This window comes from Kitasatospora misakiensis (assembly GCF_042656005.1).
GTDB lineage: Bacteria > Actinomycetota > Actinomycetes > Streptomycetales > Streptomycetaceae > Kitasatospora > Kitasatospora misakiensis.
Window position 1 is genome coordinate 37,563 of sequence record NZ_JBHSOF010000057.1, and the last position, 11,167, is coordinate 48,729.

Annotated in this window: 13 protein-coding genes; 3 read left to right on the plus strand and 10 right to left on the minus strand. The window is 73.6% G+C overall.

The features are described 5' to 3' along the window. Nucleotides 1-560: 560 nt before the first annotated feature. The gene (locus ACFP3U_RS31320) at nucleotides 561-887 is read left to right on the plus strand and encodes a WhiB family transcriptional regulator (protein ID WP_380229115.1); all 327 of its coding nucleotides are present in this window, start codon (nucleotides 561-563) and stop codon (nucleotides 885-887) included. 110 nt (nucleotides 888-997) lie between these two features. Here the strand turns inward: ACFP3U_RS31320 and ACFP3U_RS31325 are convergent, their stop codons facing one another. From ACFP3U_RS31325 to groES, 3 genes are all read right to left on the minus strand, one after another. Further along, complete coding sequence (locus tag ACFP3U_RS31325) at nucleotides 998-2,002, minus strand: LysR family transcriptional regulator (RefSeq protein ID WP_380229116.1); 1,005 nt, start codon at nucleotides 2,000-2,002, stop codon at nucleotides 998-1,000. A 158-nt stretch (nucleotides 2,003-2,160) separates the two neighbouring features. Next, complete coding sequence (gene groL, locus ACFP3U_RS31330; RefSeq protein WP_380229117.1) at nucleotides 2,161-3,789, minus strand: chaperonin GroEL; 1,629 nt, start codon at nucleotides 3,787-3,789, stop codon at nucleotides 2,161-2,163. 112 nt (nucleotides 3,790-3,901) lie between these two features. Beyond that, complete coding sequence (gene groES / locus ACFP3U_RS31335; protein WP_014136232.1) at nucleotides 3,902-4,207, minus strand: co-chaperone GroES; 306 nt, start codon at nucleotides 4,205-4,207, stop codon at nucleotides 3,902-3,904. Between the two features lie 267 nt (nucleotides 4,208-4,474). On the opposite strand from groES, the gene ACFP3U_RS31340 reads away from it, so the two are divergent. Beyond that, the gene (locus tag ACFP3U_RS31340; protein WP_380229118.1) at nucleotides 4,475-5,683 is read left to right on the plus strand and encodes a THUMP-like domain-containing protein; all 1,209 of its coding nucleotides are present in this window, start codon (nucleotides 4,475-4,477) and stop codon (nucleotides 5,681-5,683) included. Here ACFP3U_RS31340 and ACFP3U_RS31345 read toward each other — a convergent pair. From ACFP3U_RS31345 to tsaB, 5 genes are all read right to left on the minus strand, one after another. Beyond that, the gene (locus tag ACFP3U_RS31345) at nucleotides 5,659-6,573 is read right to left on the minus strand and encodes a polysaccharide deacetylase family protein (protein ID WP_380229119.1); all 915 of its coding nucleotides are present in this window, start codon (nucleotides 6,571-6,573) and stop codon (nucleotides 5,659-5,661) included. The two genes, ACFP3U_RS31340 and ACFP3U_RS31345, sit on opposite strands and share 25 nt — an antisense overlap. 90 nt (nucleotides 6,574-6,663) lie before the next feature. After that, nucleotides 6,664-6,927, minus strand: a complete 264-nt coding sequence (locus ACFP3U_RS31350) for a hypothetical protein (RefSeq protein ID WP_380229120.1) — start codon at nucleotides 6,925-6,927, stop codon at nucleotides 6,664-6,666. Beyond that, complete coding sequence (gene tsaD / locus ACFP3U_RS31355; RefSeq protein WP_380229121.1) at nucleotides 6,924-8,012, minus strand: tRNA (adenosine(37)-N6)-threonylcarbamoyltransferase complex transferase subunit TsaD; 1,089 nt, start codon at nucleotides 8,010-8,012, stop codon at nucleotides 6,924-6,926. Before tsaD ends, ACFP3U_RS31350 begins: the two co-directional genes overlap by 4 nt. Beyond that, complete coding sequence (gene rimI, locus ACFP3U_RS31360) at nucleotides 8,005-8,535, minus strand: ribosomal protein S18-alanine N-acetyltransferase (protein WP_380229126.1); 531 nt, start codon at nucleotides 8,533-8,535, stop codon at nucleotides 8,005-8,007. The genes tsaD and rimI overlap by 8 nt, the downstream gene beginning before the upstream one ends. A gap of 68 nt (nucleotides 8,536-8,603) precedes the next feature. Further along, nucleotides 8,604-9,260, minus strand: a complete 657-nt coding sequence (tsaB, locus tag ACFP3U_RS31365; protein ID WP_380229122.1) for a tRNA (adenosine(37)-N6)-threonylcarbamoyltransferase complex dimerization subunit type 1 TsaB — start codon at nucleotides 9,258-9,260, stop codon at nucleotides 8,604-8,606. Nucleotides 9,261-9,458: 198 nt separating this feature from the next. Here tsaB and ACFP3U_RS31370 point away from each other — a divergent pair, with 198 nt between their 5' ends. Then, nucleotides 9,459-10,088 (plus strand): hypothetical protein, encoded by a 630-nt coding sequence (locus ACFP3U_RS31370; RefSeq protein WP_380229127.1) that lies wholly within the window; start codon nucleotides 9,459-9,461, stop codon nucleotides 10,086-10,088. Between the two features lie 17 nt (nucleotides 10,089-10,105). Here ACFP3U_RS31370 and ACFP3U_RS31375 read toward each other — a convergent pair whose 3' ends face one another. Further along, on the minus strand, nucleotides 10,106-10,342 hold the full coding sequence (locus ACFP3U_RS31375) for a hypothetical protein (protein WP_380229123.1): 237 nt from the start codon (nucleotides 10,340-10,342) through the stop codon (nucleotides 10,106-10,108). Between the two features lie 158 nt (nucleotides 10,343-10,500). Next, nucleotides 10,501-10,998 carry a tRNA (adenosine(37)-N6)-threonylcarbamoyltransferase complex ATPase subunit type 1 TsaE gene (gene tsaE / locus ACFP3U_RS31380; RefSeq protein ID WP_380229124.1) on the minus strand — a complete coding sequence of 166 codons (498 nt, stop codon included), beginning with the start codon at nucleotides 10,996-10,998 and terminating at the stop codon, nucleotides 10,501-10,503. Nucleotides 10,999-11,167 lie beyond the last annotated feature (169 nt).

An 11,167-nucleotide genomic window follows, 5' to 3' on the forward strand; every position in this document is an offset into this window, starting at 1 on the left:
CCGCAGCTGATCCGCGTCACGTTGAGCCTCCTGGCTGGTACGAACCTCTCCGACACGGCCGATCGGCGTTCGGACTTCCGTGCTGATCGCCTGGCATTCCCCGCGATCGTTCCCGACGTCCGACGCCCGCTAACCGCCTCCGCACTTCCAACGACCGTCACTCGAATGAGTTACGGCCTTCAGGGCCATCTCCACCACTGTACGTGGCCGACCCGTTACCGATCAGCCGCATCGCGGTGCACACGCCGCACTTTTGTGCAGCTCGCGCGCGGTGGGCGTACGACCCGCACACCCGCGAGGCACTCCGCGCGCCCGCCGGCCACCCGATTGCCACGCTTGCGCCGGTCTACTGCGAGCCCGACAGTCATGCCCACTTTGCCCGGTTTTAGAGCTTTTGTATGGTCATTGACTGTTGTGCCACTCTGTGGGTGACTTGTCCATGGAGTTGCCGTAAGTCATATTTCCAGGTGTCCACACCGCGCCGGACGCCCCGCCAAGCCGCCTCCAGCGCAACCCGCTGGTGACGGCCCGCGGTCGACGACCTCTGAAGGGAATGAGCCATGGCAGATTTCTCCCGCCTCCCCGGCCCCAATGCGGATCTCTGGGACTGGCAGCTCTCCGCAGCCTGCCGCGGCGTGGACAGCTCGCTCTTCTTCCACCCCGAGGGAGAGCGCGGCGCGGCCCGCAGCTCACGGGAGGCCAGCGCCAAGGAGGTCTGCATGCGCTGCCCGGTCCGTACCGAGTGCGCCGCGCACGCCCTGGCGGTCCGCGAGCCGTACGGCGTCTGGGGAGGCCTCACCGAGGACGAGCGCGAGGAGATGATGGGCCGTTCGCGGCACCGTCTGGTGGAGGTTCCGCTCGTCGCGCCGAGCGTGGTCCAGCAGTAGGCCGAGGGTTTCGCCCCGCCGAGAAGAAACGTTTCTTCTCGGGGGTCTTCCCGGGGCGAGGTCTGCCCGGAGCCCGGCCAACCGGGCCCGGCCCGGCTCCCGGGCGGGCGTCAGCGCCCGGCCGCGGCCCCCGACAGCCGCTCCAGCATCAGCGCCACCGCCGGCACCTCGGCGAGGTCCGGCAGGGTCAGCGCGACCACCTGCCGCACCGCCGGCGCCCCGGAGGCGGTGTGCACCGCCACCGTCGCCACCCCGTCCGGGCGCACCGACTGCAGCGCCAGCCCGGGCAGCACCGCCACCCCGAGCCCGGCGGCCACCAACCCGACCACCGCCGGATAGTCGTCGGTCGCGAAGTCGATCCGCGGCTCGAAGCCGGCGCCCGCGCACAGCTCCACCAGGTGCCCCCGGCACTGCGGGCAGCCGGCGATCCACTGCTCCCCCGCCAGCTCGGCCAGCCGCACCGGCCCGCCGCGCCCGGCCAGCCGGTGCCCGGCGGGCAGCAGGCCGACCAGCGGGTCGTCCAGCAGCGGGGTGGCCACCAGATCGGACCAGTCGGCGCCGGCGCTCAGCTGCTGCGCCTCCAGATTGGCCTCGGCGCGCGCCTCCCGCGGCGTGCCGTGCGCGGGCGCGGGCGCCGGCGTGAGGGTGGAACCGGGGGCCTGCGGATAGCGGAAGGCGAGCGCGACCTCGCACTCACCACCGCGCAGCATCGCCAGCGACTCCGGCGGCTCCGCCTCGACCAGCGACACGCGCACCCCCGGATGGGTGCCCCGCAGCCGGGCGACGGCCGGCGGCACCAGGGTGGAACTCGCGGTCGGGAAGGAGACCAGCCGGACCCGTCCGGCCCGCAGCCCGGCGATCGCGGCGACCTCCTCCTCGGCGGCGGAGAGTCCGGCGAGGATCCCGGTGGCATGCTTGAGCAGCACCTTGCCGGCCTCACTCAGCTGCATCCCGCGGCCCGAGCGGACCACCAGCGGGGTGTCCACGGACTTCTCCAGGGCCTTCATCTGCTGGCTGACGGCGGGCTGGGTGCAGCCCAGCTCGCGGGCGGCGGCGGAGAAGGAGCCGGTGCGGGCGACGGCACGCAGGACGCGCAGGTGGCGGGCCTCGATCATGCCCTCAAGATATAAGACATTCTTTGCCGTATGCAAAATTCAACTGATGGTTGAACGGTGGAGCACCTCCGCGCCAACCCCCGCCCCGACACGGCCGGAGGCCCGGCCCGCCACCCCTCGCGGGGCGCGGACCGGGCCTCCGGTCAGTCGTTCGGGCCTCAGTGCGAGTGGCCGTGACCGCCGTGCGAGTGACCGCTGTCGGCCTCCTCCTCCTTCTTCTCCACCACGAGGGTCTCGGTGGTGAGCAGCAGGGAGGCGATCGAGGCGGCGTTCTCCAGGGCGGAACGGGTGACCTTGACCGGGTCGATGACGCCGGCCTTCACCAGGTCGCCGTACTCGCCGGTGGCGGCGTTGTAGCCCTGGCCCAGCTCCAGCTCGGCGACCTTGGAGGTGATGACGTAGCCCTCCAGGCCGGCGTTCTGGGCGATCCAGCGCAGCGGCTCGTGCAGCGCCTTGCGGACGACCGCGACACCGGTGGCCTCGTCGCCGGACAGGCCCAGGCCGCCGTCCAGCACCTTGGCGGCGTGGACCAGGGAGGCGCCACCACCGGCGACGATGCCCTCCTCGACCGCGGCGCGGGTCGCCGAGATGGCGTCCTCCAGGCGGTGCTTGCGCTCCTTCAGCTCCACCTCGGTGGCGGCACCGACGCGGATGACGCAGACGCCGCCGGCCAGCTTGGCCAGGCGCTCCTGCAGCTTCTCGCGGTCCCAGTCCGAGTCGGTGTTGGCGATCTCGCCCTTGATCTGGGCGACGCGGCCGGCCACGGCCTCGGACTCGCCGGCACCGTCGACGACGATCGTCTCGTCCTTGGTGACGGTCACGCGGCGGGCGGAGCCCAGCACGTCCAGACCGGCCTGGTCGAGCTTGAGGCCGACCTCCTCGGAGATCACGGTGCCGCCGGTCAGGACGGCCAGGTCGCCGAGGATCGCCTTGCGGCGGTCGCCGAAGCCCGGGGCCTTGACGGCCACCGCGTTGAAGGTGCCGCGGATCTTGTTCACCACGAGGGTGGACAGCGCCTCGCCGTCGACGTCCTCGGCGATGATCAGCAGCGGGCGGGAGGTGCCGCCCTGGAGGATCTTCTCCAGCAGCGGCAGCAGCTCCTGGATGGAGGAGATCTTGCCCTGGTTGATCAGGATGTACGGGTCCTCGAGGACCGCCTCCTGCCGCTCCGCGTCGGTGACGAAGTACGGCGACAGGTAGCCCTTGTCGAACTGCATGCCCTCGGTGAAGTCCAGCTCCACGCCGAAGGTGTTCGACTCCTCGACGGTGATGACACCGTCCTTGCCGACCTTGTCGATCGCCTCGGCGATCAGCTCGCCGACCTGCGAGTCCTGGGCGGACAGGGTGGCGACGGCGGCGACGTCGTCCTTGCCCTCGATCTCGCGGGCGACCGACAGCAGGTGCTCGGAGACGGCGGCGACGGCCTTGTCGATGCCCTTCTTCAGGGCGGCTGGGCCGGCGCCGGCGGCGACGTTGCGCAGACCCTCGTTGACCAGGGCCTGGGCCAGCACGGTGGCGGTGGTGGTGCCGTCGCCCGCGACGTCGTTGGTCTTGGTGGCGACCTCCTTGACGAGCTGCGCGCCAAGGTTCTCGTACGGGTCGTCGAGCTCGACCTCACGGGCGATGGTGACACCGTCGTTGGTGATGGTCGGAGCGCCGAACTTCTTGTCGATGACGACGTTGCGGCCCTTGGGGCCGATGGTCACCTTGACGGTGTCGGCCAGCTTGTTGACACCGCGCTCCAGCGAGCGGCGGGCGTCCTCGTCGAACTGCAGGATCTTCGCCATGTTCCCTATTCCCTCGGGGGTGCGGCCGGCACGGCCGCTCGACTACGTGAACCAACAGCCGCGCCCCGGCGCCCTGTCACTGGGACACGGATCCGGGGCGCGGCTGAACGCTTTACTTCTCGATGATGGCGAGAACGTCGCGGGCGGAGAGGACGAGGTACTCCTCGCCCTGGTACTTCACCTCGGTGCCGCCGTACTTCGAGTACAGGACGATGTCACCGACGGCGACGTCGAGCGGCAGACGCTGGCCGTCCTCGAAGCGGCCCGGGCCGACGGCCAGGACGACGCCCTCCTGGGGCTTCTCCTTGGCGGTGTCCGGGATAACCAGGCCGGAGGCCGTGGTGGTCTCGGCGTCGAGCGGCTGGACCACGATGCGGTCCTCGAGCGGCTTGATGGCAACCTTGCTGCTGGTGGTCACGTCCGAGCTCCCCTTCGGAGATTACGGGGTTTTCTAACGGGTAGGGGCGAACTCGCGTGTCTGCCGTCGCGGGGGTCAGACACGCATTCTCGCGTTAGCACTCCCCCGGTGGGGAGTGCTAGTGATGACCATAGGCGGCCGTTAGCACTCAGTCAACCAGAGTGCCAACGCCACGCGGACCGGCTGCCACCGAACACGGCGCCGGGCCACTCCCCCGCCTGCGGGGCCGCCCCGCCGCGCACCGCCCCGACCGGCGAGAATGGGCGGGTGGAGAACGACGACCTGCGGCCCCTGCTGACCGACCGGGGCCAGGCCCTGCTCGCCGAACTGCGCGAGTTCGCGCCCGAGGAGGAGCTGGCGCTGGCCACCAGGCTGCGCAAGGAGCACCCCGCCGAGCTGGTGTCGGCCGCCTTCGGACAGGCCCGGCTGCGACAGCGGGCCCGGGCCAAGTTCGGCGCCGACGCCGATCTCATGTACTTCACGCCCAACGGCGTCGAGCAGTCCACCCGGCGCGAGGTCGCCGAGTGGCGGGCCCGCCGGTTCGCCGACCTCGGGGTGAAGCGGCTGGCCGACCTCTGCTGCGGCGTCGGCGGCGACGTACTGGCGCTGGCCCGGGCCGGCATCGAGGTGCTCGCCGTCGACCGGGACCCGGCGGCCTGCGCCGCCGTCGCCGCCAACGCCGCCGCCCTGGGCCTCGCCGACCTGGTCGAGGTGCGCTGCGCGGACGTCACCGAGGTCGACGTCACCGGCTACGACGCGGTCTTCACCGACCCGGCCCGGCGCACCTCGCGCGGCCGGGTCTTCGACCCCGAGGCCTACGCCCCGCCGCTGTCCTGGGCGATCGGGGCCGGCCGACGGACCCCGGTCGGCGCGCTCAAGGTGGCGCCCGGCATCCCGCACGAGGCGGTGCCGGCCGACGCCGAGGCCGAGTGGGTCTCCGACCACGGCGACGTCAAGGAGGCGGTGCTCTGGTTCGGCACCCGGGCCGGGCACCGCCACCGCGCCACCCTGCTGCCGGAGCGGGCCACCCTCACCGGCGGCGAGCTGCCCGACCCCCCGGCCGGCCCGGTCGGCCGCTACCTCTACGAGCCGGACGGCGCGGTGATCCGCGCCCACCTGGTCGCCGAGGTGGCCGAGCGGGTGAACGGCCGGCTGATCGACCCGAAGATCGCCTACCTCACCTCGGACGAGCTGGTCGACACCCCGTACGCGCACGCCTTCGAGCTGACCGACGTGCTGCCGTTCCACATCAAGAAGCTCAAGGCGCTGCTGCGCGAGCGGGGCGTCGGCACGGTGGTGATCAAGAAGCGCGGGATGGCGATCACCCCGGAGGAGCTGCGCCGCCAGCTGAAGCCCGCCGGCCCGAACGCCGTCACGGTCATCCTCAGCCGTACCGACCACGGCCCGCTGATGATGCTCGGCCGGCCGGTCACCGGCCCGGCCGCTGCGGTTCAGGCGGCCGGCGCCTCGATGTAGTCCTCCAGCCGGGCCACCGCGAAGCCCTGCTCCTGGATCCGGGCCAGCAGCTCCCCGAACATCTCCGTCATCGTCTCGCCCTTGAGGTCCTTCGGGCCCCTGAAGTGGGCGAGCACGATGTCGCCGGGCCGCAGCTTCTTGTCCGTCGCCTGGTACTGCATGTCGTGGATCTGCATCGACTCGCGCCAGAGCACGACCGCCCGCGGCCCGCACTGCTGCACCGCGGTGTTGAGCGCCGGCGTGTGGGCGCCGTCCCCGTACGGCGGGCGGAACAACAGCGGCGGGGTGCCGTACTGCTGGGTGAGCGCGGCCTGGTCGTCGCAGATCTCGGACTTCTGCTTCTCCGGCGTCTGCCTGCTCATCTGCGGGTGGTCCACGGTGTGGTTGTGGATGCGGTTGCCGAGCGCCTGGAGCCGCTTGAAGTAGCCGTAGTCGTCCTTGACGATGTCGCGGGTCAGGAACATCGAGACCGGCACCTTGAGGTCGGTCAGCATCTCGACGAACCTCGGGTCCTTCTCGGCGCCGTCGTCGATGGTGACGAAGACGACCTTGTCGTTCGTCGGCACCTCGCTGAACACCGGGACGGGCCCGGTCCGCGGGAGCTTCACCGGCTTGTCGGCGGGCGCCGGCGGCGCCGGCGGCAGCGGGGTGAGGTGCCACTTCGCCCACGCGGCGGCGTCCCCGGCGGCGGCGGTGGGGGACGCGCCCGGCGGTGTGCCGGCAGGCTGCGCCGGCGGTGCGGCGGTCGGCGCGGTGGACCGCGCGGCGGTGCTCGGGACCAGGGCGGCCGAGGCCGCACCGCCGCCGCTCCCGCATCCGGTGGCGGCGGCCAGCAGGGCCAGCGCCCCCGCCGCGTACACCGTCGTCCTGCCCCGCCCGTGCCTGTTCACCGCGCCGTACTCCCCGCTCCCGTTCAGCGACCTCGATCACTAAGCACGGTAACGGTCGGGCGTTCGGTTCCCGTTCAGGAGTACGAGCGGCTACTCCACATGCTCGCTGGTGAAGGACCAGCGGTGCACCGGACGGCCCAGCAGGGCGGCGGGCGGGTCGGCCACCGGGACGGGTTCGCCGGACCACCAGGTGATCAGCAGCACCCGGTCGCCGGAGGCCGCGAGCAGCTCGGTGCGGACCAGGCCCGCGGAGCCGCGCAGCGCGGGCAGCGCCGTCCCCCGGACCCAGGCGGAGAGCTCGGCGCCCCGGCCGTCGGCGGCCCGGGCCTCCCACATCGCGGCGGTGGTGGTCACTGCTGCCCGGTCAGCGCCCGGTAGGCCTGCCCGTGGAAGTCGGTGTGCGGCACGTGGACCTCGGTGACCGGCAGCGAGGAGTCCGCCGACAGGTCGAGCGAGGACGGCGCGCGGTCCCGCCAGACCATCTCGGAGCCGAGCGCGGCGACCATCGCGCCGTTGTCGGTGCACAGGCCCGGACGCGGCACCCGCAGCCGGATGCCGGCCTTGTCGCAGCGCTGCCGGGCCATCTCGCGCAGCCGGGAGTTGGCCGCGACGCCGCCGCCGATCATCAGGTGGTCGACGCCGTTGTCCTTGCAGGCCTTGACGGCCTTGCGGGTCAGCACGTCGGTGACCGCCTCCTGGAAGGACGCCGCGACGTCGGCGATCGGCACCTCCTCGCCGGCCCGGCGCCTGGCCTCCACCCAGCGGGCGACGGCGGTCTTCAGGCCGGAGAAGGAGAAGTCGTACTCCGGGTCCTTGGGGCCGGTCAGGCCGCGCGGGAAGGCGATCGCCTTCCGGTCGCCCTCGCGGGCGGTGCGGTCCACCACCGGGCCGCCGGGGAAGCCCAGCCCGAGCACCCGGGCCACCTTGTCGAAGGCCTCGCCGGCCGCGTCGTCGATGGTCGCGCCGAGCGGGCGGACGTCGCTGGTGATGTCCTCGCTGAGCAGCAGCGAGGAGTGCCCGCCGGAGACCAGCAGCGCCATCGTCGGCGAGGGCAGGCGGCCGTGCTCCAGCTGGTCCACGCAGATGTGCGAGGCGAGGTGGTTGACCCCGTACAGCGGCTTCTCCAGGGCCCACGCGTAGGCCTTGGCGGCGCTCACGCCGACCAGCAGCGCGCCGGCCAGGCCCGGACCGGCGGTGACGGCGATGCCGTCCAGGTCGCTCGCCTTGACGCCCGCGGTGTCCAGGGCGCGCTGGATGGTCGGGACCATCGCCTCCAGGTGGGCGCGGCTGGCGATCTCGGGGACGACGCCGCCGAACCGGGCGTGGTCGTTGACGCTGGAGGCCACCGCGTCGGCGAGCAGCGTGGTGCCGCGCACGATGCCGACGCCGGTCTCGTCGCAGGAGGTCTCGATGCCGAGGACGAGCGGTTCGTCAGCCATGGGGGGTGTCCTTCTTCACGTCCGGTCGCGGGTGGTCCGCGGGTTCGTCGAGGTCTTCGGGGGCGGCACCGGCCGCGGAGGCGGCCGCGAGGTCGAGGCGCATCACCAGCGCGTCGACGTTGGCGGGCTGGTAGTAGCCGCGCCGGATGCCGACCGGTTCGAAACCGAAGCGCTCGTAGAGCCGCTGCGCGCGGGTGTTGTCCACCCGGACCTCCAGCAGCAGGTCCGCGCAGCCGCGCCGGGCGGCCTCCCGGACCAGGTCGGCGAGCAGCGCCGCGCCGAGCCCGGTGCCCTGGTGGCGCCCGTCGACGGCGATGGTCTGCACGTCGCCCTCGCCGGCCACCGCCATCAGCCCCGCGTAGCCGACGACCGCGCCGTCCGGGGTGAGGGCGACGGTGTAGTGGCGGGTGCCGCCGGGGTGGGCCTCGGCCAGCTCGGACCAGAACATGCCGGCGGACCAGGCGTCCTCGGGGAACAGCTCCAGCTCCAGCGCCAGCACCGGCGCGATGTGCCACCAGCGCATCGGGCGCAGGACGGCGGCCGGGCCGGCGGTCCGGTCGGTCGCGGCCGGTCCGGTGGTGCTCGGGCCGGTCACGCCGGGAGCACCGCCTTGTAGCCGGCCGGCACCTGGGCGTCCGGGCGGCGCAGGTAGAGCGGGGCGTTGGGCAGCAGGGCCCGGTCGGCGGCCAGCTCCGCGACGGCGAAGCCGGCGAGCGCGCCGGCCGAGACGTGCTCCGGGCCGTGCGCGCCGGGGAAGGTGTCCGGGTACAGCAGCGCACCGGCGCCGACCGCCCGCGCCGGGGTCGCCAGCTCGCCCGGGCGGTCCACCGACGGCCCCTCCGTCCGCCGGCCCTCGGCGTCGTACGCGGCCCAGTAGACCTCCTTGCGCCGCGCGTCGGTGGCCACCGTGAACGCCTCGCCGGCCAGGCCCTCGGCACGGGCCTGGTGGGCGATCGCGTCCAGGGTGCAGACGCCGTGCACCGGCAGGCCGAGCGCGTGGCCCAGCGCGGCGGCGGTCACCAGGCCGACCCGCAGACCGGTGTACGGGCCCGGGCCGACGCCGACCGCGATGTCGGTGAGCCGGTGCCGGTCGACCCCGGCCTCCCTCAGCACCCGGTCGATCGCGGGCAGCAGCAGTTCGCCGTGGCGCCTGGCGTCGACCTGGTCGGTCTGCGCCAGGACGGCCGTGCCGTCGTGGACGGCGGCGGTGACGGCGGGGGTAGCGGTGTCGAACGCGAGCAGCAGCACGGGTCAAGGTTAGACCGGCCGAACGGCGACCGGCCCCGGGCCCGGTCCCGCCCAGCCGCACCCGGGCGCGTGCTCCGCCCGATCGAAAACCCGGCCCGCTCCGGAACACACGTCCGACGCGATGCGGACCGGACGGGCGAACCTGGCACGATGGGGCCGACGGTTTTTGGGACGGCGGTGGGAGCACACGTGGCGAAGATGGGTCCTGGAGTGGTGGTCACGGGGTTGACCCTGGGGGCCCTGGCAGTGGTGAGCCTGCTGGCCTTCCAGGCGAACGGCGCGCAGGACCGCGCGGTCGCCGCGAACCCGAGCACGAGCACCGCCGTGACGTCCAGCGGACCGGCCGCCTCGGCCACCCCGACCGCCACGCCCACGCCGACCGCCCCGACGCTGCCGACCGCGGGCACCGGCACCGGGCTGCGGGTCGTCTACTCGGTGAGCACGCACTACGTCTGGCTGATCGACCCGAGGAAGACCCCGCAGGTGGTGGCGGTCTTCCCGGTCACCCCGGGCACGGTGGAGCCGGCTCCCGGCAGCTACCCGGTGTACAGCCGGACCCCGTCCGGCACGGGCACCGACGGCAGGCAGATCGAGCACGTGGTGCGGTTCGCGCAGCAGAACGGCGTGGTGTTCGGCTTCAGCGCGGCCGTCGACGGCGCCGCGACCGGCGCTCCGCCGGCCGCCCCGGCGCCCAGCGCGTCCGCCTCGGGCTCGGCGTCGGGCTCGACCTCGGGGGGCAAGACGGGCGGCATCCGCAGCAGCCGCGCGGACGGCCAACTGCTCTGGGACTTCGCGCCGAAGGACACCAAGGTCGTCGTGATCCCCTGACCCAGGTGGCGCAGGGCCTACGCGGCGCGGCGGGCCGGGTGCGCGCCGTCGTCCGCGGCCGGCGCCCCGGGCGTCCCGGGGTCCTCGCCCGGTGCGGGGGCGGCCGGACGGCGTTCGGGCGGGGTGGAGACCGCCTCCGCCGCCGCACAGGCGGCCAGCAGGGCCCGCATCGGCTGCCCCGCGGCACGGCGGGCGGGCTCCTCGGCCCCGGTCCCGCGCGGTGCGCGCTCCGGGGCGGGCGTGGTGCTCGGCATGGCGCCTCCCTAGTTAGGCAGACCTAACCTCAGCACCCATCCCACCACGCCCGGGACCTCGACCGCAACATCTTCCCGACAGACTGTCGGCAAACTCTGACACACGTGGGCCGGGTCGTGGGCGGACGGATCGGCCCGGCGGGTCCGGCCCGGCGCGGTCAGGTCAGCGCCGCCAGGTCCACGCCGTCCCAGCGGGTGCCGATGCCGGTCAGCGCCACCCGGCGCGGGTCCAGGTCGTCCCCGGCCGCCTCGGCGCCGATCGCGCGCTCGATCCGGACCTCCAGGCGGTCCTCCGCGAGCCGCTCGACCTTGCCCTCGCCCCACTCGACCACCACCACCGACTCGGGCAGCGAGACGTCGAGGTCGAGGTCCTCCATCTCGTCGAGGTCGCCGCCCAGCCGGTACGCGTCGACGTGCACCAGCGCCGGGCCACCCACCAGCGAGGGGTGCACCCGGGCGATCACGAAGGTCGGTGAGGTGACCGCCCCGCGCACCTGGAGCCCCTCGCCGAGGCCCCGGGTCAGCGTGGTCTTCCCCGCCCCCAGCTCGCCGGAGAGCAGCACCAGGTCCCCCGGCCGCAGGAGCGCGGCCAGCTCCCGGCCGAGCCGGCCCATCCGGTCGGGGGTGGCGACGGTGAGAGAGGCGTGGGAGCCCATGCGCGAATCAAGCCCTTCGGTCCGTACGGCGGCGCACCGGCCCTCGGGCGCCCCCGCTACCGTGCCACATCCCCGCCGCCGCCCGCGCCGGCCCCTGGACAGCAGCGTTCTAGGCCCGTACTTCGCGGGTGACCGTTTCAGGTCTGTGGCCAGCGGGTTTGTGTGATGT